General features: G+C 29.0%; 30 protein-coding genes. 29 read left to right on the plus strand and 1 reads right to left on the minus strand.

All coding sequences use genetic code 11. The features are described from left to right. The first annotated feature begins 145 nt into the window (after nt 1–145). The 16 genes from L1S47_RS17255 (at nt 146) to L1S47_RS17330 (ending at nt 17,190) form a co-directional block, all read left to right on the plus strand. The gene (locus tag L1S47_RS17255) at nt 146–556 is read left to right on the plus strand and encodes a bacteriohemerythrin (RefSeq protein WP_238885234.1); all 411 of its coding nucleotides are present in this window, start codon (nt 146–148) and stop codon (nt 554–556) included. Between the two features lie 290 nt (nt 557–846). Continuing rightward, on the plus strand, nt 847–1,167 hold the full coding sequence (locus tag L1S47_RS17260; RefSeq protein ID WP_202767548.1) for a hypothetical protein: 321 nt from the start codon (nt 847–849) through the stop codon (nt 1,165–1,167). A 72-nt stretch (nt 1,168–1,239) separates the two neighbouring features. After that, nucleotides 1,240–4,971: a hypothetical protein gene (locus tag L1S47_RS17265; RefSeq protein WP_238885245.1), complete on the plus strand. Its 3,732-nt coding sequence runs from the start codon at nt 1,240–1,242 to the stop codon at nt 4,969–4,971. A 505-nt stretch (nt 4,972–5,476) separates the two neighbouring features. After that, nucleotides 5,477–6,637, plus strand: a complete 1,161-nt coding sequence (locus tag L1S47_RS17270) for an ABC transporter substrate-binding protein (RefSeq protein ID WP_238885247.1) — start codon at nt 5,477–5,479, stop codon at nt 6,635–6,637. A gap of 17 nt (nt 6,638–6,654) precedes the next feature. Next, nucleotides 6,655–7,548, plus strand: coding sequence for a branched-chain amino acid ABC transporter permease (locus tag L1S47_RS17275; RefSeq protein WP_238885249.1), 894 nt, complete (start codon nt 6,655–6,657; stop codon nt 7,546–7,548). 2 nt (nt 7,549–7,550) lie between these two features. After that, the gene (locus L1S47_RS17280) at nt 7,551–8,609 is read left to right on the plus strand and encodes a branched-chain amino acid ABC transporter permease (RefSeq protein WP_238885251.1); all 1,059 of its coding nucleotides are present in this window, start codon (nt 7,551–7,553) and stop codon (nt 8,607–8,609) included. Continuing rightward, the gene (locus tag L1S47_RS17285) at nt 8,609–9,379 is read left to right on the plus strand and encodes an ABC transporter ATP-binding protein (RefSeq protein ID WP_238885253.1); all 771 of its coding nucleotides are present in this window, start codon (nt 8,609–8,611) and stop codon (nt 9,377–9,379) included. Before L1S47_RS17280 ends, L1S47_RS17285 begins: the two co-directional genes overlap by 1 nt. Continuing rightward, nucleotides 9,372–10,085 (plus strand): ABC transporter ATP-binding protein, encoded by a 714-nt coding sequence (locus L1S47_RS17290; RefSeq protein ID WP_238885255.1) that lies wholly within the window; start codon nt 9,372–9,374, stop codon nt 10,083–10,085. Before L1S47_RS17285 ends, L1S47_RS17290 begins: the two co-directional genes overlap by 8 nt. 199 nt (nt 10,086–10,284) lie before the next feature. After that, nucleotides 10,285–10,914, plus strand: a complete 630-nt coding sequence (locus L1S47_RS17295) for a hypothetical protein (RefSeq protein WP_238885261.1) — start codon at nt 10,285–10,287, stop codon at nt 10,912–10,914. Between the two features lie 55 nt (nt 10,915–10,969). Next, on the plus strand, nt 10,970–11,797 hold the full coding sequence (locus L1S47_RS17300; RefSeq protein WP_238885263.1) for a VanW family protein: 828 nt from the start codon (nt 10,970–10,972) through the stop codon (nt 11,795–11,797). Between the two features lie 137 nt (nt 11,798–11,934). Continuing rightward, a complete protein-coding gene (locus L1S47_RS17305) occupies nt 11,935–12,477 on the plus strand; it encodes a sigma-70 family RNA polymerase sigma factor (RefSeq protein WP_238885265.1) in 543 nt (180 codons plus the stop codon). A 1-nt stretch (nt 12,478) separates the two neighbouring features. Beyond that, complete coding sequence (locus tag L1S47_RS17310; RefSeq protein WP_238885267.1) at nt 12,479–13,816, plus strand: DUF4179 domain-containing protein; 1,338 nt, start codon at nt 12,479–12,481, stop codon at nt 13,814–13,816. Between the two features lie 96 nt (nt 13,817–13,912). After that, nucleotides 13,913–14,485 carry a GNAT family N-acetyltransferase gene (locus L1S47_RS17315; RefSeq protein WP_238885269.1) on the plus strand — a complete coding sequence of 191 codons (573 nt, stop codon included), beginning with the start codon at nt 13,913–13,915 and terminating at the stop codon, nt 14,483–14,485. Nucleotides 14,486–14,502: 17 nt separating this feature from the next. Next, the gene (locus L1S47_RS17320; RefSeq protein ID WP_238885271.1) at nt 14,503–15,117 is read left to right on the plus strand and encodes a class I SAM-dependent methyltransferase; all 615 of its coding nucleotides are present in this window, start codon (nt 14,503–14,505) and stop codon (nt 15,115–15,117) included. Nucleotides 15,118–15,207: 90 nt separating this feature from the next. Continuing rightward, nucleotides 15,208–16,104 (plus strand): hypothetical protein, encoded by an 897-nt coding sequence (locus tag L1S47_RS17325; protein ID WP_238885273.1) that lies wholly within the window; start codon nt 15,208–15,210, stop codon nt 16,102–16,104. 18 nt (nt 16,105–16,122) lie between these two features. Next, complete coding sequence (locus tag L1S47_RS17330; protein WP_238885275.1) at nt 16,123–17,190, plus strand: serine hydrolase; 1,068 nt, start codon at nt 16,123–16,125, stop codon at nt 17,188–17,190. Between the two features lie 26 nt (nt 17,191–17,216). On the opposite strand, the gene L1S47_RS17335 is transcribed toward L1S47_RS17330, so the two are convergent. Then, on the minus strand, nt 17,217–17,861 hold the full coding sequence (locus L1S47_RS17335) for a serine/threonine protein kinase (protein WP_238885277.1): 645 nt from the start codon (nt 17,859–17,861) through the stop codon (nt 17,217–17,219). A gap of 230 nt (nt 17,862–18,091) precedes the next feature. Between L1S47_RS17335 and L1S47_RS17340 the strand changes: the two genes are divergently transcribed. The 13 genes from L1S47_RS17340 (at nt 18,092) to L1S47_RS17400 (ending at nt 26,023) form a co-directional block, all read left to right on the plus strand. Further along, on the plus strand, nt 18,092–18,847 hold the full coding sequence (locus L1S47_RS17340; RefSeq protein ID WP_238885279.1) for an SDR family oxidoreductase: 756 nt from the start codon (nt 18,092–18,094) through the stop codon (nt 18,845–18,847). A 77-nt stretch (nt 18,848–18,924) separates the two neighbouring features. Next, complete coding sequence (locus L1S47_RS17345; protein ID WP_238885281.1) at nt 18,925–19,362, plus strand: GNAT family N-acetyltransferase; 438 nt, start codon at nt 18,925–18,927, stop codon at nt 19,360–19,362. 46 nt (nt 19,363–19,408) lie between these two features. Next, the gene (locus L1S47_RS17350; RefSeq protein WP_238885283.1) at nt 19,409–19,939 is read left to right on the plus strand and encodes a GNAT family N-acetyltransferase; all 531 of its coding nucleotides are present in this window, start codon (nt 19,409–19,411) and stop codon (nt 19,937–19,939) included. Nucleotides 19,940–19,953: 14 nt separating this feature from the next. Then, nucleotides 19,954–20,271, plus strand: coding sequence for a hypothetical protein (locus L1S47_RS17355; RefSeq protein WP_238885286.1), 318 nt, complete (start codon nt 19,954–19,956; stop codon nt 20,269–20,271). 11 nt (nt 20,272–20,282) lie between these two features. After that, the gene (locus tag L1S47_RS17360) at nt 20,283–20,738 is read left to right on the plus strand and encodes a GNAT family N-acetyltransferase (RefSeq protein WP_238885289.1); all 456 of its coding nucleotides are present in this window, start codon (nt 20,283–20,285) and stop codon (nt 20,736–20,738) included. Between the two features lie 4 nt (nt 20,739–20,742). Continuing rightward, nucleotides 20,743–21,291, plus strand: coding sequence for a GNAT family N-acetyltransferase (locus L1S47_RS17365; protein WP_238885291.1), 549 nt, complete (start codon nt 20,743–20,745; stop codon nt 21,289–21,291). 20 nt (nt 21,292–21,311) lie between these two features. After that, nucleotides 21,312–21,491, plus strand: a complete 180-nt coding sequence (locus L1S47_RS17370; RefSeq protein WP_238885293.1) for a hypothetical protein — start codon at nt 21,312–21,314, stop codon at nt 21,489–21,491. Between the two features lie 32 nt (nt 21,492–21,523). Next, on the plus strand, nt 21,524–22,102 hold the full coding sequence (locus L1S47_RS17375; protein ID WP_238885295.1) for a DJ-1/PfpI family protein: 579 nt from the start codon (nt 21,524–21,526) through the stop codon (nt 22,100–22,102). A gap of 143 nt (nt 22,103–22,245) precedes the next feature. After that, on the plus strand, nt 22,246–22,545 hold the full coding sequence (locus L1S47_RS17380; RefSeq protein WP_238885297.1) for a hypothetical protein: 300 nt from the start codon (nt 22,246–22,248) through the stop codon (nt 22,543–22,545). Between the two features lie 87 nt (nt 22,546–22,632). Next, entirely contained in the window at nt 22,633–23,148 is a 516-nt protein-coding gene (locus tag L1S47_RS17385; protein WP_238885299.1) for a GNAT family N-acetyltransferase, read from the plus strand. A 32-nt stretch (nt 23,149–23,180) separates the two neighbouring features. Then, the gene (locus L1S47_RS17390) at nt 23,181–24,443 is read left to right on the plus strand and encodes a WS/DGAT domain-containing protein (RefSeq protein WP_238885305.1); all 1,263 of its coding nucleotides are present in this window, start codon (nt 23,181–23,183) and stop codon (nt 24,441–24,443) included. A 15-nt stretch (nt 24,444–24,458) separates the two neighbouring features. After that, complete coding sequence (locus L1S47_RS17395) at nt 24,459–25,514, plus strand: alpha/beta fold hydrolase (protein ID WP_238885307.1); 1,056 nt, start codon at nt 24,459–24,461, stop codon at nt 25,512–25,514. Nucleotides 25,515–25,594: 80 nt separating this feature from the next. Next, complete coding sequence (locus tag L1S47_RS17400; protein ID WP_238885309.1) at nt 25,595–26,023, plus strand: hypothetical protein; 429 nt, start codon at nt 25,595–25,597, stop codon at nt 26,021–26,023. Nucleotides 26,024–26,061: the final 38 nt, after the last annotated feature.

The raw sequence follows: 26,061 nt of genomic DNA on the forward strand, positions 1-26,061 counted from the left end.
TTTTGATTTTTTGATTTTAATTGAGGTTATTAAGAAATGTGAACAGATAAAATCAGAAAAGTTTAAAAATTCTGATAATTTAAAGAGGAATTTAAAGTTTTCGCTAGAATATGTATATATAGAATATAAAGTAAGGGGGATTATTATGATTTTAATTTGGGATGATAATTTCACTACAGGAATTGATAGTATAGATAATCATCACAAAGAGTTATTTCTACTTATTAATAAATCGTTACAAGCTATGAAAAAAGGAAAACAAACCATGGATATCATAAGTTCATTAGATTATTTAGAAAAGCATGTAATAGAGCATTTTAAAGAAGAAGAAGAAATTCAAAAAAATAATAGTTATCCTAATTATACTTTGCAACACATACAGCATGAACAGTTTAAAAAGGAACTTAAGGATTTAAGAAGAACATTTGCAACTTCAGGAGCCTCAACATTATTTATAATTAATGCTCAAAAATCAATCTCTTCATGGTGGGTAAATCATATAAGTAATATGGATAAGGATTTTGGAAGGTTTCTATTAGAGAAAAACTATAATTGAAGAACCTACTAAAATTCAAAACTAAATAATGATTTTAAATAAAGCTATATCTCGTGATATAGCTTTTTCTTATGCATATAAATTTACAATAATAAAGACTAAATAAGCATAAATTGCGTGCGTCCACATATTGTTAAATATATATAAGATAAATATTATAGAAAATTTAATTGATTTTAATATTTTCTTGAAAAGAAAAATAAAACTCATAAAAAATATTACAAAAAAAGGAATTTAACATATAAAAGAGAAATATAAAATTATATTAATTAACTTAAGGAGGTAAGTGTATGGAAATCAATGATTTTATAACTTTTGATTTTTTATCTAGCTATGTAGGCACAGTAATTGTAACAATGCTTATAGTTCAATTTCTAAAAGATATCCCTTTTATTAAAAAGATCCCCACAAGGTATTTTACGTTCCTTGTAGCTTTTATAACCATACTTATATCTGGTATATACCATGGTACAATATCCTTTAGTAATTTATATATTATGCTAATTAATGCTATCTTAGTTACATTCACAGCAACTGGAGGATATGATTTTGCAGCTAGAAAAGTAAGTATAAACGTGGATAAATCCAATAATAGTGATGGGGAGAAATAAAAAGAAGCCCGTAAATAATCAATGGTTTTCAACAGTGTAGAAATAGCAATTGATTAAAAGAGGGAGGGGCTTATGTCTAAACTAAATCAAATACAGCAAAAAATACAAGAATTAAATGGTGGAAGTTTTCAGAAACTAGCAGATAGCTATTTAGTTTCATGTGGTTATGGACATATTGTTTCTTTAGGTTCAGTAGTTGGAAACGATGGTACAAGAAAAGGAACTCCAGATTCATATTTTATCTTACCTAATGGAAAGTACGCTTTTGCAGAATATACAGTTAAAAAAAGTGGTCTATATGAAAAAATAGAAGAAGATATTGATAAATGTTTTGATTTTTCTTTAACTAACATAAGAGCTGAAGAAATTCAAGAAATAATATACTGTCATACCTCACAGCTCTATACTAATCAAGTGGATGGACTTATAAAAAAGTGCAAGAAGAAAAGTGTATACTTGAGAATAATAGGAATAGATGAACTTTCTCAGCAGATTTATCATTATTATCCCAAGATAGCAAAAGATTTTCTTGGGATAGAAATAGATACTGGACAAATATTGAGATTAGAAGATTTCATAGCAAGTTATGATAGAAATTCAATGGTAACACCCTTGGGAATGAAATTCTATTTTAGGGAAATGGAATTGAAAGAAATCTTAAGTACATTAGAAGGAAATGATTCTACTATAATATCAGGTAAGGCAGGGGTAGGAAAATCCAGATTAGTAATTGAATGCTGTAAGAAATATGCAGAAAAACATAAGGATACGATTGTTTGGTGCATAAAAAATAATGGACAAAATATTTTTGAGGATTTAAAGACATATTTTTCAGAACCGGGTAGCTACTTAGTATTTATAGATGATGTAAATCAAACAACCCCACTAACAGATATATTAGATTATCTACACAAAGGAAATCTTGGAATTAACCTGAAAATAATAGCTACAGTTAGAGATTATGCACTAAGGAGAATCTTGGATAAGTTTTATGAAGAAACTCACCCTAAGATTATTAAGATTAATCTTTTAGAGGATGAGCAAATTAGAGAAATGGCAAGGCAAGAATTTAATATAAATAATTCATTATATTTAGATAGAATAATTCAAATAGCACAGGGTAACCCTAGACTGGCAGTAATGTCAGCGCAATTAGTTGTGAAGGAGAACACCTTAGAGAGCATAAAAGACAGCACTCAATTATTAGAAGAATACTTTAGAAATATAAAAAAAGATCTTCAAGCCTTAGATGATGAAAACATATTAAGAATTGCGGGAATAGTATCATTTCTTAATCATATTAGTCTTAAAGATAGCCAGAATATTAATAAAATATGTACTATATGTGAAATAGAGAAGAGTATGTTTTTTGAATCAATTCAAAAATTAAGCAACATGGAAATTATAGATATATATGAAGATGAGTTAGTGAAAATTTCGGACCAGATTCTTTCGACTTATCTATTTTACTTAGTTTTTATTGATAAGAAAGCTCTTCATTATGCTGAATTAATAGAAGCATACTTTCCAAATATAAAACAAAGGATAATAGAAACAATAAATTCAGTATATACACATTTCAACTTTGAAAAAGTAAATGAGGTTATTAATTTAGAGATAAATATTGTTTGGGATAGCTTTGAAAGAAAAAATGATTATAGATTAACTGAATTGATGCTAACTTTTTGGTTTGTAAGAGAATCAGAAACACTTATTTATATTAAGAAAAGAATAAATAGTTTAGGTTCCAGTATGAAAGAACCGGAGAGTTATGTAATACCTAAAAATGAGTATTTAATAGTTCCAGAGGGTATTAAAACTTTAGTGCAGTATAGAAGCAGCAATAATTATGCAATAGCCATAAGTCTAATATTAGAATACTTAAGAAAGAAGCCAGAAGATTTCCCTATGATCTATTCTGTGTTAGTAAATGCACTAGGTTTTAATGAAGATTCATATTATCAGAACTTTATTATTCAAAGAAATATTGTAGATCAAGTTATTAGACTTACAAATGGCTTTGAAAATAAACTCTATACTATGTTATTTCTTCGTTTATCAAACTATTATTTAGGATTTGTTTTTGATGAGAATGAGCCATGGGGAAAAAAGAATATCTTATTTCATAGAATAGCATTAAAAAATTCGCCTTCGCTTGAAAAGCTTAGAGAGAAGATATGGCTGAGTCTTATTGAATTATATAATAATGAAGCATATAATAAAGAGGTTATAGCCATTCTAAAAAATTTTGGGGAAGATTACTTCACTGAAGTTGATAGAGAAGTTATAAAAAACGATATGATATTTATAAAGTTATTTATTAACGAAAAACTACGAGAGAATAATTTCAATCATTGCATTGCAGCAGATTCATTATTTGAGGCTGTTGACAAGGCACAATTAGAAACTGATGATATAAACATTAGAAAATTTTATGTAGGTGGATATAAAATATACAAATTACTAAAAGGAAGAAAACACCTAAAGATATTTAATTATAATAAAGAAGAAAGACTAAGAGAATTAGATATAAGAGTGTTTGTTGAAGATTACAACTTAGAAGATTATAAAAGTTTTATAACCCATTGTAAAGAATTTGGAGAGCTTTCATCTAGTGACGAATACGAGTTAGGAGAAGGCATGGATATAGTATTTTCATCCTTAATGGTAAATAAAAGTCTATTTGTAGAAGTAGTAGATTTCTATTTATCACAAAACTTATCAATTAGTGTAAGTCCAAAATTGATTATTAAGGGATTGATTGAGGTAGTAGGATTAGATGAAGCAGAAAGAATAATAAATAAATATGAATACTTTAATAAGAGTAAGTGGCTATATTGTTACTTTACACTAATTCCTGAGAAGGAAATAAATACAGAGTATGTTAATAAGTTATATGAATATTTCGCTGATAATGAAGATGAAATAATTGGTTGGACACGAAATGTAAGCTTTTTATCAAATTACATGCATGTTGATTCTAGGATATTTATAAATGTAACCAATATTGTTTTAAATAAAACAAAAAAATCACCCTTAACTGTTATTAGAACTTTAAAGTCATTATTTAATGTGTATAGTGATATCTATAAGTGTTTATTTGAAGTATTTAAGGATGATTTAAAGGTTTTAAGAAAAGCATATTTTACACTGCTTAAAATAGACAAAACAATGAATTATGATTCTAATATATTAAACAAGTTAATGGAGAAGGATGATGAATTTAAAGAGGAGTTTATATGTTTAATTCTGAATTCTAGAAATATAGATGAAAGCTTTGACTTTACATTCTTGTGGCAAGGAGATAATTATCTTGAATTGGTTTCGTCAATTGTAAAGATTTTTAAGGAAAAATCAATTGAGAAGAGATATTTGTTTTATGATTTTATAAAGCAATTATTGAAACTAAAGTATAGTGATATAGTAGATATAAGCGAAAAACAAGATAAGTGGATTAGAATGTATATTGAAGAAAACTATTCTAGTGATGAGGAAATGCAAATACTTTTTTATGGGATATCTTATTTTGAGGATAAGAGAAAGATCAAATTACTTTCATTCTTACTATCATATAATAAATCTTTTGAATTATTTAAACAGTTAAATTTAGTATCAAGAACCATGACCTCAAATGGAAGTGAAATTTCAGCACTAGAAAAACGAATTTCACTCTATGAATCATTATTACCAGTTCTTAGAGATGTAGAATTATTAGAACATAAAAAATATGTAGATGATGTTATTAGAAACTTAAGAAGCAAAATGAAAAGTATGAAGATTAAAGAATTAATCGAGGATAATTAATAATTAAAAATAGTGTATATGACAACCTAATTTTATTAAAGTTAGGTTGTTTTTTCATATTTTCATAAAAAAATTAAAAAAATTTATTGGAAGAAAAATAGCAAAATAATACAGGTTGTCCACGTTAAGAATACATATGTACTCAATGGTTTAACTGTGTATAGGGGAGGGAAGCAGGTCTCTTTCTGGATAAAATTGAAAAAATCATGGAAAAAAATTAATGTTTATACATGTTTGCAATGTTTAATTCATTTAACAGTAATAAAGAAATAAAAGTTGTAAAAGATGTGTCCTTCATTGAAATACAAATGTTCTGTAATTGAGTAAAATTGCCTTGAGTCACTCTGTTGCAATTTCAAATATATCATGCTAATATAAACTGGTTAATAATAATAGGGACAAATTATTGATATATTATCAATTTTAATTCTACTTTACTTCAAAAATGTCAATTTAAATCAAGGACAAATTTGAAGTAATATGTCTAAATGGGGGGGCAATTTTTATGAAAAGAAAGATATCATTACTTTTGGTACTAGCTATCTCAACTACATTTACTTTAGCAGGATGTAAAGCTAAAACAAAAACAAGAGTAGATAGTGATGTAGTTAAAATTGGAGTATTTGAACCAATGACAGGAGCAAACGCAGCAGGTGGACAACTTGAAGTTGAAGGGGTAAAACTTGCAAATAAGTTATATCCAACGGTACTTGGGAAAAAGGTTGAATTGGTTTTTGTAGATAATAAATCAGATAAGGTTGAAGCAGCAAGTGCAGCAGCAAACCTAGTGGAACAAGAAAATGTTAATGCTATAGTAGGAAGCTGGGGAAGCGGTAATTCTATGGCTGCAGGTGATGTGGTTATGGATGCAAAAGTGCCAGCAGTAGCAGCTTCTGCAACAAACCCACTAGTAACAGCAGGAAATGATTACTATTTTAGAGTATGTTTTATAGATCCTTTTCAAGGAACTGTAATGGCTAAGTATGCAGCTGAAAAGCTAAAGGCAAAAAAAGTTGCAATACTTCAAGAAGTTTCAAGTGATTACTCCGTAGGAATATGCAAGTTTTTTACTGATTCTTTTATTAAGTTGACTGGAGAGAAGAATGCTATAGTAGCAAAAGCAAATTATAATACTGGAGATCAAGACTTTTCAGCACAACTAACTAATATAAAAAGTAAGAATCCAGATGTTATATTCGCGCCTGGTAACTTTACTGAAGGTGCGCTAATAATTAAACAAGCAAGGCAACTTGGAATAAAAACTCCTATTATTGGTGGAGATACTTGGGAAACACCAGAATTTGTTGATATAGGAAAAGATGCAGTGGAGGGAACAGTATTTTCAACCTTCTTTGCAAGTGAAACTCCTATAACAGATGAATCAAAGAAATTCTTAGAAGAGTACAGAAAAGAATATAAGAAAGAGCCAGCAGCAGTAACTGCACTATCATATGATGCTTATATTTTAATATTAGATGCAATTAAGAGAGCTAATTCTACTGACCCAGTAAAAATAAGGGATGAAATAGCTAAGACAAAGAACTTCCCAGGAGCAGCAGGTATGATAACAATAGATGAAAATAATAATGCAGTAAAAGATGCAGTATTAAAACAAGTTAAAAATGGCAAGTTTACTTATCTCGATACTATAAAAGCAGATAATTAAAAATAGGTGGTGGAATCATGACTTTTAGTATATTTATGCAACATTTAACAAATGGAATTTCCCTTGGTAGCTTATATGCACTTATTGCTATAGGTTACACAATGGTTTACGGAATATTAAAACTTATAAATTTTGCTCATGGAGATATTTTCATGATGGCAACTTACTTTGCATTTTTTGGAGTAGCAACATTTAATCTTCCTTGGTATTTTGCATTTATTATAGCAATAGTTATAACTGCAGTACTTGGAATGACTATTGAATTTACAGCGTATAGACCGCTTAGAAGTGCGCCTAAGATTTCAGTATTAATTTCTGCTATTGGTGTTTCCTTCTTACTTGAAAATCTAGCGATTGTTTTATTTGGGGGAATGCCAAAAGCTTTCCCAACACCTGATATATTTACAAATGTTGTTACTATAGGGGGAGTATCTATTCAAAACCTTACATTCATAATTCCTGTTGTAACATTAGTATTATTATTTGTTCTTTTATATCTAGTTAATCATACAAACGTTGGTATGGCTATGAGAGCTGTTTCTAAGGATGTGGATACAGCAAGACTTATGGGTATAAACGTAAATAGAATAATATCCTTTACCTTCGCTATTGGTTCAGCATTAGCTGCAGTTGGGGCAATGATGTGGTCTGTTAAGTACCCACAAATAATTGCAACTATGGGAATAATCCCAGGACTTAAATGCTTTATAGCCGCTGTTATAGGGGGAATAGGTGATATCAAAGGAGCAGTTATTGGAGGCTTCATATTAGGAATTGGTGAAATTATGATAGTTGCTTTCCTTCCAAGTTTAACTGGATATAGAGATGCCTTTGCATTTATACTTCTAATAGTAATATTACTATTTAAACCTACTGGTATAATGGGCAAAAATTTAGCAGAGAAGGTGTAAGTATGAAAGATAAAAGAAAACTTTTAAATATAGGACTAATTTTAATCATATTTCTATTACTATTAGCCGCCAACACAGGCTTAGACACATATAAAATTAGAATTTTAAATCTTTGTGCAATATATACAATACTTGGCTTAAGTTTAAATTTAATAAATGGATTTACAGGTATGTTTTCGCTTGGACATGCTGGATTTATAGCTATAGGAGCATATACAACAGCACTTCTAACAATGTCCGAAAGAGTGAAGAATCAAAACTTCTTTTTAGAATCTTTGATTTCTCCACTTAACCATATCCAAATTCCATTTTTGCCAGCGTTAATAATAGCAGGATTAGTTTCTGCATTAATAGCATTTTTAATTGGAGCTCCGGCATTAAGACTTAAGGGAGACTATTTAGCAATTGCTACATTAGGATTTGCAGAGATTATAAGAATAGTTATAACTAATGCTCAAAATGTTACTAATGGTGCACTTGGACTAAGAGGTATTCCACATAAAACTAATTTGTATTGGAGTTTCGGTATTGCAATATTCACTATTATAATCATAGTTTCACTTATGAATAGTTCTTATGGAAGAGCATTAAAGTCTATAAGAGAAGATGAAATAGCAGCTGAAAGTATGGGAATAAGCTTATTTAAACATAAAACCATCGCATTTACTATTGGAGCATTTTTTGCAGGCGTTGGGGGAGGTCTTCTAGGAAACTTAATGGGAACTATAGATCCAAATATGTTTAAGTTTGTTCTTACATTTAATATATTACTAATAATTGTTATAGGTGGAATGGGAAGTGTAACTGGTACAGTAATTTCTGCGTTTGTAGTAACAATTTTAGGAGAAGTTTTAAGATTCTTAGATATGGAGAAACATTTTAATTTTGGTATTATAAGCTTTAATGGAGTTCCAGGATTAAGAATGGTAGTTTTCTCAGCAATACTTATGGTTATAGTTCTTTTCTTCAGAAATGGAATAATGGGAACAAAAGAGTTCTCTTGGAAAGGAATTTTTAAAAACTCAAGTGATAAACCTCTAACAGAAGGAGGAAGCAAATAATGGCATTATTAAAGGTTGAAAATGCAACAATGCAGTTTGGAGGACTTACTGCAGTAAATGATTTTAATTTAGAAATTAATGATGGAGAGATTGTTTCATTAATAGGTCCAAACGGAGCTGGTAAGACAACAGCTTTTAACATGATAACAAATGTTTATACTCCCACAAAGGGGAAAATCATATTAGAAGGAAATGATATTACTGGCCTTAGACAAGACCTTATAACACAAAAAGGAATAGCAAGAACCTTCCAAAATATTAGACTTTTTAAAGATTTATCTGTACTAGATAATGTTTTAATAGCAAATCATGTTCATATTAAGTCTAACTTCATTGAAGCAATATTTAATCTTCCTAAATATAAAAAAGAAGAAAAAGAAATGGTTGAGAAGTCTTTAGAACTATTAAAAGAAGTAGGACTAGAAAGTTTAAAGTATGAAAAAGCTACTTCACTTCCTTATGGAAAACAAAGAAAGCTTGAAATAGCAAGAGCCCTTGCAACAAATCCAAAACTTCTTCTACTAGACGAGCCTGCAGCAGGTATGAATCCTACAGAAACAGATGAACTTACAGATTTTGTTAAGGAAATAAAAGAAAAGTTTAAGCTATCAATTTTTATGATTGAACATCATATGCAAATGGTTATGAGTTTATCAGATAAGATTCAAGTTTTTGAGTATGGAATTACTATAGCTGAAGGAACACCTTCTGAAATACAAAATGATAAAAAGGTTATAGATGCATATTTGGGGGTGTCTGAAGATGATTAAAATAGATAACTTAGTAGTGTCATATGGAGGAATTGAGGCGTTAAAAGATATAAGTTTAGAAGTACCAAGTGGCAAAATAGTCACTTTAGTTGGAGCTAATGGTGCAGGTAAAAGTACTACATTAAAATCAATAGTAGGGCTGGTAAAACCTAAAAGCGGAAGCATTAGTTATGAAGGAATAGATTTAACTAAATTAAGTACTGAAAAGATGGTTGAGAAAGGTATAGCTTTAGTTCCAGAAGGAAGAAAAGTTTTCACTGACCTTACAGTACTTGAAAATTTAAAGATAGGTGCATATTCAAGAAAAGACCGTAAAGAAATATCAGAAGATATTGAAAATGTATATTCCCTATTCCCAAGATTAAAAGAAAGAAGCTGGCAATTAGCAGGTACCCTTTCAGGTGGAGAACAACAAATGCTGGCAATAGGAAGAGCTCTAATGTCTAGACCTAAATTAATAATGATGGATGAGCCATCTCTGGGACTTGCACCAATAATAGTAAAGGAATTGTTTGGAATAATTAAAAGAATTAGAGAGGAAGGTACAACTGTTCTTTTGATTGAACAAAATGCTAATGCTGCATTAAAAATAGCAGATATAGGTTATATTATGGAAACTGGTAAAATTACATTAAAAGGCTCAGGAGCTGATTTATTGAATAACGACGAAGTTAAAAAGGCTTACCTTGGCGAAAGTGTAAAATAAATATTAGCGAAAACATTAGAAAAACTCCCTAGTGAATTGCCACATCTATTGGATTTAAGGCAGTTCATAGGGATTTCTTTTTCTTAAGGAATATGTAACAAAATCTTAATGGATAAATTGGAAAAATGTATTACACTGTAAAAAGAGGAAGTGTGGTAATTAAACTTTATAATTTAATTAAGGTATAAGGGGATTGTAAATGAAGAAAAAGATAATAACAATTCTATTGGTAGTAGTTAGTGTTTTTTCTGTAGCTTGTGGAAATAAAAAAGATGAGGGTGCACAAGGTAGCAAGGAAAATAACCAAAGCGTTTCACAGACTAATAATAAAGATAATTCAAGCTCTGAAGAGGCTAAATCTAATACAGCAGATTCAAGTAATAATAACAAAACTCAAAATTCTATTAAGAATACATCAAGTCAATCAACAAGTAATAAACAAGAAGAGAAATTTTATGGTAATTGGGTAGCTAAAAAGAAATTAGGTTTTGCAAAAGTAGGTACTCTTTCGAATGCGGATATAGATAAGATAATAGGTATGAAATTTAGTTTTTCAAAGGAAAGTGCATCTTGTTTTAGAGATTCATTAGATTCTTTGAAAGATGTTGCTTCTAATCCTAAGTACACAAAACGAATTTTAAATGAAGATGACCTTTGGAATGATTACAGAATAAATCTAAAACTTAAGGATTTAGGAATAGAGAATGGAACAATTACTGAAGTTAAAGCTCAAGATGCCTCAGGAAAAGGATGTACTTTTTTTATAAAAGATGACAATACACTTATCTTAAATGGCGGTGGAGTACTAATCGAACTTAATAGAGCATAAGGCAAAAATATAACTAATATAATGTTTATAATAAATTTGTAAATTAGGAGTTTGTATGGGATATATTGAGAGGAAGCCAATTAATCGTTCAAAACTAAGATTATATTTTGGAAAGAAATATTATGATGTAAAGAGATTTGTTCAATGGCATTTCAGCAATATAAAATTCTCTAAACATTTAAATGAAGATCTTTATCAAAACATTATCTTCCAGCATAGAACACCTCTTCTAAGAAAACTTAAAGGTGTAGACATGCAGTTGCAAATTAATAAGATTCAAAATCTTAAAATAGCAACTAAAAAGATAAATGGAATAGTAATAAAACCTGGCGAAACTTTTTCATATTGGAAGCTTATAGGAAAACTCACTTATCAAAAAGGCTATTTAGATGGTCTTGTATTATATCCAGATGGAACTTTTAAATCAGGAGTAGGAGGTGGGCTTTGTCAGCTTTCAAATTTAATATATTGGATGACATTGCATACTCCATTAAAAGTTACTGAAAGACATAGGCACAGCCATGATATTTTCCCAGATTCAAATAGAACTCAGCCTTTTGGTTCTGGAGCAACTTGCTCATTTAGCTCACTAGATTTACAGATATTTAATGGAACTAATAGTGACTTTCAGCTTATAGTTTACTTAACTAAAGATGAGCTTGTTGGAGAATGGAGAAGTTCAGAATCGTCTATGTTACAATATGAAGTTTATGAAAAAGATCATTCAATAACACCTGGGCTTTGGGGTGGCTATATAAGGAACAATACTATTTATAGAAAAGTATATGATAATATAGGATTTATTAAGGACGAATATGTCACTGAAAATCATGCTTACATGACTTATAATCCATATTTAAATGGTATACAGAATGTAAAATAATTTTTAATCGTGTTATGTACTATAGTAAAATTAACCTAACTAATAATTTTAGTTAGGTTAATTTTTTTTGAAAATAGAGAGAGAGTTTAAAAATTTAATACGTTTATATAATTGAGTAACTATTGGAGGTGAACTTTTTGAAAATTGATGATAATAATCTAATCCAAGAGCTAATTAGGAAGAATGAAAAAGCATTGGATTATCTAGTTGAGAGATATGGTAATCTTTTATTTAAAGTTTCCTATTCAGTGTTAAATGATAGAGAGACAAGCTTAGAATGTATGAATGATTCATTACTAAGAATATGGAATAATATTCAATCATTTAGGGGGGATTATAAGAATTTTGTTAGCTGGATTGTAGTAATCACAAAAAGAATTGCTATAGATGAGGTAAGAAAAAAAGATAAAAGAGCCACATCAACCTTAGTAGAATTTATGGTAGTAGATGAGATATCCTTAGAGAAACAATTAGAACACAAAGAAACTAGGGATAGAATTATGAGGGAAATAGATACAATGGAGGATATAACACGAGAAATATTTTTAAGAAGATTCTTTGTAGAAGAATCAATTGTAGATATTTCTAAAAAATTAGGTATATCAGTTTCAGCAGTATCAAATAGGATTCTTAGAGGTAAAAAGAAATTGGAGTTTCTTTTTAGAGAGGAGGTAATTTAGTATGGACGACTTAGAAATAATGAGGATATCCCAAGGTCTAGATATAAAGGAAGAGGATTTTGAAAATATACCAGTTGAGTTAAGTGAGTTTGAGATAAAGAAAGCTAAAAAAGTATTAAGAAAAAGAATAAATGAGGATTCAATAAATAGAGGGTCCAAGAAACATTGGATAAAAAGATTATCCATAGCTGCGTTAGCTTTTGTTTTTATTTCAATATCCATTATACTTTTATCTAAACCAGCATTTGCAGAAAACATTAAGCTTTTAGATACGGTTTATGAAAAATTAGGATACTATAAAGAATATAAAGACTTTTCAGAGATGGTTGGACAGACCCAAGAGAATAATGGATATTCTTTTACTATAGACAAGGTAGTAGTTACACCAACTAAAGCTGTTGTTGCAATTAGGGTAAATTCTAAAAAACCTTTTGAAAAGGATAAGAAAACTTCATTACTTAATAATCTCACAATTATAATGGATTTCCCTGAAAATCAACCAAAGTCAGGTTCAGGAGGACAACATGTAGAATATATTGATGAACATAATGCACTTTTAGTTAATGAAGAGGAGATTCAAGGAGGAACCTTTAAGAAAAGAGGGGATTTCAAATTGCACCTTCATTCTTTTGGATTAGATGGCATTGAGAAGGTAAGTGCAGACTTTAATTTTAAGGTTGATTTTAGTAATTCTTTTGATAAGGTTATGAATACGAGATTGGATAAAATGCTTGAATTTGGAGATGAAAAGATATATTTAAAAGAGATGCAAAGTACAATTTTAGGAACAGAGATCAGATTTACCACTGCTGATTTAGAGAAGTGTGGAAAATTCTTAATTGAAGTTGATGGTGTTGTATATAGATTTATAAATTGGGGGTCTAGTGATGATGGAGGACATGCATTTATTAAGGAATTGACCTATGATAAAGTAAAAAATGCAAAAAGTATAAAAGTTATCCCACTCTATATTGAGAATATAGACGAAAATCCACAGGATTTAAATAACAACGATATAGAAATAACTGAAGAAATGAATTTACCACAAAAATTAGAGCTTTTTAAGGAGTCCCAAGGAGAAGTATATAGAATCGATAAAACAGATAATAAAATAAGAGTGTATTATGATAATGGTGAAAAAACATTAGCTGAATTAGGTTATATATATATTTATGGAGAAGATGAAAATGATTTTGCCCTAAGTACTATTGGAAAAGACCCAAATAGAAAAGATGGATACTATATTGAAAGAGAGAGTCAAGGAGATAAGAAGTACTATATAAGAAAAACAAGGTCTGGACTTACAATGAAGACTGGAGATGCGATAAACATAAAATAACATATTAGGGTAGTTCAGATAGTATTACTGAACTATCCTTATTATGTTATTTATGGTAAAATTAAAAATAAATTATTAGTATACGAGGTTATTTACATGAATATAGAATTACTTTTTTCTGAGATTTCAAAGCTTCAAGGTAAAAATGTAATATTAAAATCTGTTGGAGATAAGGATGTTGAAGAGTTATTTTCAATATATAGTAATGAAGAGGTTTTTAAATATTGTGGCATTATTCCAAAGAAAAATAAAAACACAGTAAAAAATATGGTTGGTCATTTTGAAAGAGACTTTAATAAGAAGGATAAGATTAAATGGGGAATATATAGTAAAAGTAATGGTTTGAAATTAGTAGGAATTATTGATATTTTTAATATTAATCAAAGAGTAGATATGCTTACCCTTGGATATTTTCTAGAAGAAAAAAGTTGGGGAAAAGGAATAGCAACAGAAGCAGTATCTATTATTGTTTCGTATTTATTTGAACAAATTAATGTAAATAGAATAAATGCAGAAGTAATGTTAGATAACAATCCATCTAAAAAAGTATTAATGAAAAATAGATTTTTAAAAGAAGGGACTATAAGACAAGGAAATTTCTGGCCAGGAAAAGGAATTGTAGATTTAGAGTACTATGGATTACTTAAAGAAGATTTTTTTAAGAGATAATATTGAGGTGAAATATTATGAGTTTCGATGAATATGCAAGGAATTGGGATACAGATATTAGAATTAAAAGAGCTAAAGTAATATCAAATGAAATAATAAAATCATTAGATATCAAAGAGGGCCTTAGAGCTATGGAATTCGGATGTGGTACAGGGCTTATAAGCTTTAATATCTATGATAAGTTTAAGAATGTGATACTTGTAGATTCTTCTCAAGGGATGATTGATATAGTAAAAGATAAAATTATTAGGTATGAAGTAACTAATATGATTCCATATAAAATAGACATCCTTAATGAAGAATTTGAATTAAAAAATTTTGATGTAATATTTAGTTCAATGGTATTGCACCATGTGGAAGACATTTCTAAAATAACAAAGAAATTTTATGAACTATTAAATACATTAGGAACTCTGTGTATTATAGATTTGGATAAGGAAGATGGAAGTTTTCATAGAAATGAACCTCATTTTAAAGGTCATAATGGTTTTGATCAAGAAGAATTGAAAAACATACTAATAAAAATTGGGTTTAGAGATGTTGAAATAAAGACATTCTATAGAGATAAAAAAGTAATAGATGATAAAGAATTTGGTTATTCATTATTTTTGCTTAAGGCACGTAAATATTAAATAATACACACATTGGATAAGTCTTTTTATAAAACCAGTGAAATATATTCTAAATATAGTAATAGAATATGAAGGTTGATGTAGTTAAATATGGCAAGTGAAAAGAAAAGTATCATAGGTGGGAAAATAGTTAGTATGAAGATAAAAGAAAATAGTACTAATTCTAGATTTGAAGAAGACGTAGAAAAGTATTTTAGACCATCTAAATTACCTATAATTAATACAAAAGAATTTCAATATGACTTTTATCAGGATATAGCTAAAACTAATGTATTACCTGAGTATCTATTTAAAAATCCAGAAGATACAATAATTAATTATTTTAGTATATTAAGAGAAGCCTCAAACTATGAAGAAGGTAAAAAAGCAGGTTGTGGGTCAATTGGAGATACTAGAGCACCATATCCAATAGCATATAGGTTTTTAACTGAAAGTTATCAGAATAGGGAAAGGTATACGAAATATCTACAATCATTTAAAAATATACTTCATATTAACCTTTTGAAATTAAAGAGGGTAGAATCAGATAAAGAACATCCTGAAGCAATAAAATATTTTGTGGAATTTGAAACTATAGAAGGGTCAGAAAAAGATGCAACTTATTTCGCATACTATTATGGATACTTATATTTAACTAAGATAGATGAACAGTATCTAATAGATGATATGATTTTTTATGGAGAAAATTATCTATGTGCACCTTATCATGGATGGTCTCATATTGGAGAAAATGTAGTTGATATAGAATACGGATACTGGTGTAATTTAGTTCAAAAGAGAATGCCATCTGAAGAAAAGGGATACATAAAAAAGGTACTCTTTAAAGGAACAGATGGAAATATGTATATGATTGAGTTTATAAAACTAACCAATGATACAGATTTGAAAATTGGAGAATATGAGAAAGCAGAAAATGGGATGTGGGAACCAATAATTATAAATCCTGAGGAATGTTTAAAGAAGAAAAAACTAAAGGATAGTAAATAAGAAAATGAGGGATGATGTATGAGAGGATTAAATGAACTAGAAAATGTTATAAGAGAAAAGGCTGAAAAACAAGAGTTTTCAGGAGTTGTTCTTATAATGCAAAGGGGCAAAGAAATTTTTTCAGGGTGCTATGGATATGCAGATAAGTCATGGAAGGTTCCAAATACAATAGAAACAAGATTTAGGATAGCTTCTATATCAAAGATGTTTACAGCTGTAGCTATATTACAACTAATAGAAGAGGGTAAAATAGATTTTGATACTAAGGTTACTGAGTACTTAGAGCTTTCTAATACTAAGATTCCAAAGGAAGTTGATGTTGAAAGTTTGCTCACTCATACTTCAGGTATTGGAGATTACTATGACGAGAGCCTAGGAGATGAGGAGTGGGAGAGAATATGGTCTAGGATTCCTATATATAAAATTCGTACTAACTCAGATTATCTTTCTCTATTTAAAGATAAAGATCCAATTAATGAAGTAGGAAAAAAATATCATTATAATGGAGCAGGCTATATTTTATTAGGATTAATCATAGAAAAAGCATCTGGGGTATCTTATTTTGATTATGTCAGAAAAAATGTTTTTAATAAGATAGGCATGAAGGATTCGGATTTTTTATCTATAGATAAGGTTTATGAAAGAGTTGCAGAAGGGTATGAAGCTATAAGAAATTCTGATGGTGAAATAATTGAATGGAGCAAAAATATTTATACAACTACCCCTGATGCAGCATCAGATGGCGGGGCTACATCAACAGCGCATGATTTGATTAAATTTATCAAAGCGTTAAGGAATAATAACCTTTTGGGAGAAAGACTTAGCAAAGAGATGTTTATTCCCAAAGTTATAGATGAAGAAGCTAATGGTGCAAGAGGATACGCATGGATGTATGGGTATGGTAATTCATTTGTACTCAATCAAGAAAATAATATAGTAAGATGTGGACATACTGGAGAAGAATACGGAGTTAGTGCTAGACTTTATTATTACCCTGAGCTTGAAACTGATGTAATTATTCTAGCTAATCAAGGCATGTGTGCAGGCGCTTTAGGGTGGGATATTCATAATATGTTGTTACAATAAATAAAAAGGCTTGCAATAAGCCTTTTTTATTTAAATAAGGCATTAAAAGATCTATAACTCTTCCTAATAAAGTTTAAACAAAAATTAGGGATAGCAGGATGACGCTTATAAAAGAAAGGAATATATATTGAGTAATATGCTTTTTTAAAGTCAGCCCAATGTGTACAAGTTTCTAATTTTAAGAAGTCAGAAACATCAACAACTACACCCTTACCATCAACAATCATAACATTTTTAGCATGTACATCATGAGGAGATAGTCCAAGATTTTTAGCATAAACTAAAGCATAATCTATGTCTTTAATAATTCTTTCTGGAATTTGTATACCTTTATTTATGCAATTATACAATGTTTCACCATTAAGTCTTTTAAGAATCAAGTAATTATCGGTATAGTAAAAACACTTTGAAAACGAAGGGTGTTCATTTATTCTATTATAAACTTCTACTTCTTCTTTAATTCCAGGTCTTCCAGGTGCATATATTTTAACAACATACTCTGAAAAATCAGGATGAATTATGCCAGCAGCATAATTCCCAACCCCTAATAAAAGCCATGGTTCAGGTAAAGCGTTTACTACAATTGGATCATGGGGATTTAAACTTTTAATATCTATATTAGGCAAAAGCTTATTATCAATGTTATGAACTAATTTAGTCACATCACTCATATAAAAATCTCCTATCTCAAGGTAAATATGATTACTCATTATTATACGTTAAGGCTTGTATATGTGAAATAGGTAAGTATTTCAAATGAATAATATTAATAAGGTTATCATTGACGTATCATTTAATATACATATATTCCTTAAATTGTTATAATAATTACAATATGGAAAATTAGTTTTTCGATAATAGCAATAAGTATTTATTAATAATAAAGAGGTGCAAATTAATTGTGAAAACAGTGATAATAACTGGTGGTAATGATGGCATTGGATATTACATGGTAGAGAGATTTTTATCTGATGGTAAAAATGTAGCGGTTCTTGACTTAGAATTGAATAAAATATCAGAGTTAAAAAAGAAGTATCCAGAGTCACTTGTGGGATTTCAATGTGATATTAGAGATGTAGGTAAATTGAAAAATTGTATAAGTGAAGTAGCACAAAAATTTAAAACTATTGATTATGCAATTCATAATGCTTGTAAGTGTATATTTAAGAGTTTAGAAGAGTTAACATATGAAGAATATAACGAAGTATTTCAGGTTAATTACTATGGTGCAATTAATTTAACTAAAGAAGTTTTACCATATATGAAGAAACAAAGTGATGGAAAAGTATTTTTTACAAGTTCAGGGGTTGGGGTTACAGGTTTTACAAATATAAGCTCATATGCATCAAGTAAAGGGGCAATAGAATCTCTTGCTAAATGTATGAATATTGAATATGAGTCAAGTGGAATTAGTTTTCATTTATTACATCCTCCATTAACTAGAACAAAATCTTCAGAGCCACTACCAGTACCTAAAGAGTTTAAGGCAGATGTCTGTAAGGTGGGAAATGGACTAGCTAAAAATATAGATAAGAATAAATTTATTATTTGTCATAGTTTTTCTCAAGCATTGCAAACCAAAATGGCATACTTGTTTCCCATATATATTGGAAGAATGATGTCAAAGATGACTGCTAGGGCAAATATGAAAAAGTAGGTAGTGAGTTAGTTCAAGTTTTATATTTTGATTGCAATAATGCAAATAAGTAAATTAAAAGGATAAAGGAGAAAATTATGGTAACAGTAACATCATTAGTTGAAGAAGATTTGGAAGAATTAAAATTGGTTTATGATGAGGGATTTGAAGATACAAATACAGATTTTAATAAGATGAAGAAAACTTTTAATAGGATGAAAGAAAATCCAGATTATATAGTTTTATGTGCTAAATATAATGGTAAAGTTGTTGGGTCGATAATGGGTATAGCTTGTAGTGAATTAATAGGAGAATGTGATCCATTTATGGTGATAGAAAATGTTGTAGTATCAAGTGAATGCAGACGAATGGGGGTAGCTAGGTTACTTATGGAGGAAATTGAGAAAAATGCAGTGAAAAGAAATTGTTCTTTTATGATGCTTTTATCAAGAAAGCATAGAAAAGGTGCACATAAGTTCTATGAGTCTGTTGGTTTTGATGGGGATGCAGCTAGAGGATTTAAAAAATATCTATAATTAGGTAATTATGAAGTGGGATAATAAGTAAAAAGGGGGATCGGGCATGATTAAAGGAAAAAATATCAACTTAAGACCAATATGTAAAGAGGATTTTGATTTAGTATATACCTGGAATACAAATCAAGAATATTTAGGTGAATATATGGATGCAGAAATGAGAGTAAAAGATTCAGCACTAGCAGATATGGAAAGGTCTGTAGCATCTAATAGAATATCCTTTATGATGATTGAAGATAAAGAAGGTAGCACCATTGGCATAATTAATTATCTTAATTCTATGGCAACAACTGAAGCCTATGATTTTGGAATGTTAGTAGCTAATAATGAGAGAAAAGGAAAAGGGATAGGAACAGAAGCATTAAATCTTTTTATAAACTATATATTTAATACTAAAAATATAATGAGACTTCAATTTATCACAAGAAGTGATAATGATGGAATGAAGAAGCTTGGTGAAAAGAATGGATTTACACTCGAAGGAATTCTTAGAAAATATAAGTTTGAGAATGGAGACTATAGAGATTATTGTTTGTATAGCATTATAAGGGATGATTGGAGAAAACCTATTAAGTAAAGGGTGATATATATATGTTAAAAAAGCATAAAAAGAAAATAGCCTTAATTTTAGTTTTACTATGTATATATGCAACTGATTTTACCTTAGTATACTTAAATAAAAGACCTATATTTGCTATTAAGAGAAGAATGATAAAGGATGGCGGTTCTACTGAATATTATGGACTTGGGTATAAAGTGATAAAATGGAATATAGCTGAATCTGAAAAAGTTGATGGTGAGGAAGTTATGGGAGCCCTAGTAGGATGTGATATAAGTATTTTCCCTTTTTATCAGCAGTTTAAGGATGGTCCAATAAGAAAACTTAAATTTGTTCCAATCAAAAAATAAGGGAGGATACTATGGATATTTCAATAATTGAAAAAGATATTAATGAAATTAATATTATAAAACCATTATGGGAAGGCCTTAATTCTGTACATTTGGAGAAATCAATTAGCTTCAAAGAGAAATATAGGGAATTTACTTTTGAAAAAAGAATAGAATCTATACATGCGAAAGCTAATAAAGGAATAGTTAAGTTTGATGTATTATTAGATTCAGATAGCGATAGCTATGTTGGGTACTGCATAAGTTCAATTGAAGATGGAAGAGGAGAGATTGAGTCAATTTTTATTCATAAGGATTACCGTAAATTTGGACAAGGAAAAAAGCTAATGGAGAGAGCAATTAAATGGTTTAATCAAAATGAGGTTAAAGATATTTCAATAAATGTAGTTTATGCAAACGAAGCGGCACTACCTTTTTATGAAAGCTTTGGTTTTAATATTTCAAATTATATATTAAAAAGGAGATAGATATATGAGCAAGAATATTTTAAATAAAATAAGATTAAAAAATGGAGAAGAGCTTGTACTTAGGGAACCAACTGTAGAAGATGCAGAAGGAATGATTAACTATTTAAATGTGGTTGGCGGAGAAAGTGACAACCTTTTATTTGGTAAAGGGGAATTTAGGCTTACTTTAGAGCAGGAAAGAGAATATCTTAAAAATGTAAGTAATGATGCAAATACCATAATGGTTTTAGGAATTATAAATAATACAATTATAAGCGTTTCTCATTTGAGTGCATCTAATAGAAAAAGGATAGCTCATAATAGTGAAATGTCCATTTCTGTAAAGAAAGAATTTTGGGGAATGGGTATAGGGAGTGAAGTTATGACCGAACTAATAAAGTTTGCCAAGGCACATGAAAATATTAAAACTATAAGCCTTGGAGTTAAAGCAAGCAATAAAACAGCTATGAAGCTTTATGAGAAGTTTGGGTTTGAACGAGTTGGAATGCATAAAAACTATTTTAATATCAATGGGGAATTTGATGATGAGTACCTTATGGATTTATATCTTTAATTTGTTTTAAGGAGGAGAAAATGGATATCAATCTATCAACAATAGTAATGACCATAATTAATATTGTAGTATTAATAGCTATCATAGTAATTATTTATAATGGAATAAAAAGCTTTAGATCTTTTATAAAAAGGAATCAAGAAATTGACAGAAAACTTGATATAATTACGAAAAGACTAGATGAGCAGGATAATAAATAATAAATAGCCTAATTACGAAAGGAGAAATATAAATGAGTAAGATATTAGTTTTCATTTTTGATGGTATGACTGATTATGAAATAACATTTATAACTCATCTTTTAAATTCAGATGCTGGTAAGGAGATAATTACAATATCATATACAGACGAGAGTATAAAAGCTAAATCAGGATTTGTATACAAGCCTCACAAATTGGTCAAAGATGTGCTAAATGAGGATGTTGATGGATTAATTATTCCTGGGGGATGGTATGGTGAAACTAAACCAGAATTAATGGATTTAATCGAGAAATTAAATTCAAAGCACAGGCTTATTAGTGCAATATGCGGAGCAGGAACCGTATATCTTGCAAAATCCGGAATTTTACAAAATGCAAAATACACAACACCAGTAGTAGAATGGACAGAGAAGCATGCGGAGGTATTTGGAGAAAAAGATCCTTTCCCAAGAAATAATTTTGTTTCAGAAAGAGTTGTTAGGGACAAGAATATTATTACTGCGCAGGGAACAGCATTTGTAGATTTTGCAGTGGAGATATGTGATTGGTTTGACTTATTTGAAGGGGAAGAAGAAAAAAAAAATTTTTTAAAAAGTATTAAAGGTAAATAATAAATCAAACACAAAAAATCAAAATACATATTTAAGGTGGTTTTTATCTTCTATAATTGATAAAAATCACCTTACTTTATGGGTATAAATAATTGAAATATTGGAAAAAACTAAGTGTAAAATAATATATATGAGGTAGAATCATGGATTATTTAATTTTATTTATAGTTGCAGCATTTTCCACTATAGTTTTTTCAGTACTTATTAATGTATTTAATAATAATGTTATCGGAATTTTTATACCCATTCAAAAACATGCAAAAAATCTTAAGAGAAAAAAATTGTATAGAAATATGGCAAGCATTGTATTTATACTAATAGCAATAAATATTGCTTGGTTTTTTAAATTAGGGAATGTTGGATCAGGATTAGTTTTAGGAGCATTTATTGCATTAAATGGAGTGCTTTTTGATAGTGGATTTGGGTCTGATTTAAAAAATTAAAATAGTTATAGAGAATATATTTGAAGATATAGGAAAGTTAATGTAAAATATTTGTAATTATATTAATTTTCTAAGGAGTGATGAAGTGTGAAACTAAAACTAATGAGACCCAATATTGATATGCAAGAGGAATACTTTGATTTCATAAAAGAATGGAAGGAGTATGGACAAGATATTGTTCCTTATTCAGCAAGACTCCTTGATATGGATTATAAAGAATGGCTAGATAAAACCTATAAATACGAAAAAGAAGAGACATGTCTAAAAGATTTTGTGCCAGCACATACATATTTTTTAATTAATGAGAATAAAAGAATTCTAGGTGCTATAAATATAAGACATCGTTTGAATGATTACTTATTAAATTATGGGGGCCATATCGGTTATGGAATTCGTCCAACAGAGAGAAGGAAAGGATATGCTTCTGTTATGTTAGAGCTTGCACTACCAATAGCCAAAAAACTTGGAATTAATAAGGCATTAATAACTTGTGATAAAAATAATCTTGGGTCTGCAAAGACAATTATAAAAAATGGAGGAGTCTTAGAAAATGAAGTTAAGGAGGATGGAGAAATAACTCAAAGATATTGGATAAACTTGTGACTTGATAATTAATAATAATAGGAGCTTTAGAAATGAGGTTTAAAGCAGAATTATTTGATGAATTACAATTTCTATTTGAAAAGAATAAATTTAATGATCATGTACTGCATTGTATTCTAAGATTTAACGGAAAAATAGATAAAACAATACTAAAAAAAGCTATTGATATGACTATAGATGTAGTACCTATTCTAGGAAGCAAATATGTTGAAGGCAAAAAAGAGGCTTATTGGATAAAGGAAGATAGATTAAATTATGAAGAAGTATTTAAAGTTGTAGATAATGAGGAAGAGCTTAATGATTTTATAACTTCAAAAATTAATGAGTTCAAAGCCCCACAAGTTAAAGCATGCTTATTTTATTCTGAAAATGATACTTTAGCTATAAGCATGAATCATATGATATGTGATGCTGCAGGTTTTAAGCAGTACATGTATTTGTTATGTGAGATATATTCTAACTTGACAGGAGAACAATCATATAAACCAAGGTTCGTTATTAATGGTGATAGAAGTATAGGAAGAGTTACAGACAAATATAAGTTAACAGAAAACATAAAAACTTTTATTACACAAAATAACGAAAGTAATAAACAATTTAAACACACATTTCCCTTAAGTTCTCACGAAAAAAAACATCCCTTTATTATAACTCATAATATTTCTAAAGAAAGATTTCAGTTAATTAAAGTTTATAGTAAAAAGCATAAAGTAACCGTGAATGATATAGTGTTATCAGCTTACTATAGAGTTATGTTTAGAATTTTAGATATACAAAACGGAAATGAACTTAATATTCCTATAATGATTGATATGAGAAGATATTTAGAAGAGAGGAATATTGATGCTTTATGCAATTTAGCATCAACAGTAATTACTAGTTTAAAATTTGATTCGAAGGAGAACTTTCTAGAAACTGTGAAAAGACTTAGTGAGAGTATAAATAGGAAAAAGAATAGTGGACTTGGATTAAATGGATTTATAAAAATTTCAATGATATACAAAATATTTAGTTATAAAAACTTTAAAAGGCTAATAAGTTTTGGTTTTAAACACCCGTTAATAGCCATGACCAATATAGGAATTTTAGAGGAAGACAAGCTATGTCTTAGTGGAGCACAAATAAAGGATGCCTATATGTGTGGCTCTATAAAATATCCACCATATTTTCAACTTGCCATAAGTAGTTATAAGGAGAGCCTTACATTGAGCGTTAATTTATATGGAAATGTTAAGGACAAGATAAAAATAAAAAAATTCCTTGAGTTATTAGATGATGAATTACCTAAACAATAATATTTGGAGGTTAAAATGTTTAAAAAGGTAACACCTAAAAAAATAGCTATATTTGCCCTTGTAGTTTTTGTTTTATTAAATATTGGAATTTTTATTACGGTGACTATTTTATCTAGACAAACATTTGGAACTAGATATGATACCAAGATAAAATACAATTACCAAGACTTTAAAGGGATGATAAGAACTGAGAGTTCATTTACTAGCAATGAAGGACAACATCTAAAGGGGTACGTTTATTCAAAACAAGAAGAAACAAAACCTAAGGCATTAATTATTTTATCTCATGGCTTTGGTGGGGGAGGTCATAATTCATATTTACCTCAGATATACTATTTCATTAATAATGGATATTGGGTATTTGCTTATGACGGTACTGGATGTGATGAAAGTGAAGGGAAAAATGTTATAGGATTACCACAAGCTGTAATAGATTTAGACTATGCAATAAGATATGTGAAGGAAGAGAGTAATTTAAAGAACCTAAAACTATTACTTTATGGACAATCCTGGGGAGGTTATGCAGTTACAACAGTTGGAAATTTAGATAATAATATTTCGGCAGTAGTGTCACTTTCAGGCTTTTCTAATGTTACAGATTTATCAGTTAATCAAGCAAAAGGGATGATAGGACCAATAGCTTCAATTATCTCACCTTATGTAAAACTATATAATTATATTGGTTTCGGAAAGGTAGCAAATTATACTGGTATAGGTGGACTAGATAAGATTAAGTCAAATGCCAAGGTAATGATAGTACAAAGTGAAGATGATAAAGTAGTAAGTTATAATAATTTTACAAAATATAAAAATACATTTGGTGATAATAAAAATTTTGAATTTATAAGTTATAAAGATAGAGGTCACTCAGTTGAACTTTCACCTGATGTTACAAATGAAGTAAAAGAAGAAGTAGCAGCATGGAAGTCTTTAGTTAATGAAAAGGGTGAAGAAAATATACCAGAAAGTGAAAAGGATGAATTCTATAAAAATTATTTAAGCACTAATGTAAAAATAGATATGGATCTTATGAAGGAAATTGTAAAGTTTTATGATGATGCTATAAAATAATAAAAGTATATAAATGAAAAGGTTTTTATGATAGAATTGTGTTAAGAAAATAACAAAGGATGATAAGGGGAGTGGATGACTTGGATTCAAAAAAAGAACTTAAAGTTAGAGGTAAATTAACGCTGGAGGACTATAAAAAATTAACCTCATATTACATGGGAAGATTATCAAAGCAAATGCTTATAGTTGTATACCTATTATTTTTGGGTGTCTATGGAATAATCTTTTATAAAAGATACGGAATACCTTTCGTATTGGTAGCAGGGGTGTTTGGAACCTTAGTAGTGTATTTAGCTTTATATATTGCTACAAGACTAAGAATTAAAAAGACTTTTAAGAAAGACACTGCACTTAATAATGATTTTGTATATACAATAAATAAAAAAGGTGTCCATGTTCAATCTGAGAGGGGCGGGGATATCTATTATTGGAAGGATATTACTGAAGCAACAAATCATAAGGATTTATATATTTGGCTATGTTTTAATATAGTGTTGAAAATAGACTAATAAAAATTATAGGTGGGATTGTCCACCTATAATGCTAA

The sequence above is a fragment of the Clostridium sp. YIM B02551 genome, assembly GCF_022324735.1.
Taxonomy (GTDB): domain Bacteria; phylum Bacillota; class Clostridia; order Clostridiales; family Clostridiaceae; genus Clostridium_T; species Clostridium_T paridis.

Bases quoted from the DNA above. Each gene is read 5' to 3' on its own strand.
- L1S47_RS17255 (WP_238885234.1), top strand. From the start codon at position 146: ATGATTTTAATTTGGGATGATAATTTCACTACAGGAATTGATAGTATA.
- L1S47_RS17260 (WP_202767548.1), top strand. From the start codon at position 847: ATGGAAATCAATGATTTTATAACTTTTGATTTTTTATCTAGCTATGTA.
- L1S47_RS17265 (WP_238885245.1), top strand. From the start codon at position 1,240: ATGTCTAAACTAAATCAAATACAGCAAAAAATACAAGAATTAAATGGT.
- L1S47_RS17270 (WP_238885247.1), top strand. From the start codon at position 5,477: ATGAAAAGAAAGATATCATTACTTTTGGTACTAGCTATCTCAACTACA.
- L1S47_RS17275 (WP_238885249.1), top strand. From the start codon at position 6,655: ATGACTTTTAGTATATTTATGCAACATTTAACAAATGGAATTTCCCTT.
- L1S47_RS17280 (WP_238885251.1), top strand. From the start codon at position 7,551: ATGAAAGATAAAAGAAAACTTTTAAATATAGGACTAATTTTAATCATA.
- L1S47_RS17285 (WP_238885253.1), top strand. From the start codon at position 8,609: ATGGCATTATTAAAGGTTGAAAATGCAACAATGCAGTTTGGAGGACTT.
- L1S47_RS17290 (WP_238885255.1), top strand. From the start codon at position 9,372: ATGATTAAAATAGATAACTTAGTAGTGTCATATGGAGGAATTGAGGCG.
- L1S47_RS17295 (WP_238885261.1), top strand. From the start codon at position 10,285: ATGAAGAAAAAGATAATAACAATTCTATTGGTAGTAGTTAGTGTTTTT.
- L1S47_RS17300 (WP_238885263.1), top strand. From the start codon at position 10,970: ATGGGATATATTGAGAGGAAGCCAATTAATCGTTCAAAACTAAGATTA.
- L1S47_RS17310 (WP_238885267.1), top strand. From the start codon at position 12,479: ATGGACGACTTAGAAATAATGAGGATATCCCAAGGTCTAGATATAAAG.
- L1S47_RS17315 (WP_238885269.1), top strand. From the start codon at position 13,913: ATGAATATAGAATTACTTTTTTCTGAGATTTCAAAGCTTCAAGGTAAA.
- L1S47_RS17320 (WP_238885271.1), top strand. From the start codon at position 14,503: ATGAGTTTCGATGAATATGCAAGGAATTGGGATACAGATATTAGAATT.
- L1S47_RS17325 (WP_238885273.1), top strand. From the start codon at position 15,208: ATGGCAAGTGAAAAGAAAAGTATCATAGGTGGGAAAATAGTTAGTATG.
- L1S47_RS17330 (WP_238885275.1), top strand. From the start codon at position 16,123: ATGAGAGGATTAAATGAACTAGAAAATGTTATAAGAGAAAAGGCTGAA.
- L1S47_RS17335 (WP_238885277.1), bottom strand. From the start codon at position 17,861: ATGAGTGATGTGACTAAATTAGTTCATAACATTGATAATAAGCTTTTG.
- L1S47_RS17345 (WP_238885281.1), top strand. From the start codon at position 18,925: ATGGTAACAGTAACATCATTAGTTGAAGAAGATTTGGAAGAATTAAAA.
- L1S47_RS17350 (WP_238885283.1), top strand. From the start codon at position 19,409: ATGATTAAAGGAAAAAATATCAACTTAAGACCAATATGTAAAGAGGAT.
- L1S47_RS17355 (WP_238885286.1), top strand. From the start codon at position 19,954: ATGTTAAAAAAGCATAAAAAGAAAATAGCCTTAATTTTAGTTTTACTA.
- L1S47_RS17360 (WP_238885289.1), top strand. From the start codon at position 20,283: ATGGATATTTCAATAATTGAAAAAGATATTAATGAAATTAATATTATA.
- L1S47_RS17365 (WP_238885291.1), top strand. From the start codon at position 20,743: ATGAGCAAGAATATTTTAAATAAAATAAGATTAAAAAATGGAGAAGAG.
- L1S47_RS17370 (WP_238885293.1), top strand. From the start codon at position 21,312: ATGGATATCAATCTATCAACAATAGTAATGACCATAATTAATATTGTA.
- L1S47_RS17375 (WP_238885295.1), top strand. From the start codon at position 21,524: ATGAGTAAGATATTAGTTTTCATTTTTGATGGTATGACTGATTATGAA.
- L1S47_RS17380 (WP_238885297.1), top strand. From the start codon at position 22,246: ATGGATTATTTAATTTTATTTATAGTTGCAGCATTTTCCACTATAGTT.
- L1S47_RS17390 (WP_238885305.1), top strand. From the start codon at position 23,181: ATGAGGTTTAAAGCAGAATTATTTGATGAATTACAATTTCTATTTGAA.
- L1S47_RS17395 (WP_238885307.1), top strand. From the start codon at position 24,459: ATGTTTAAAAAGGTAACACCTAAAAAAATAGCTATATTTGCCCTTGTA.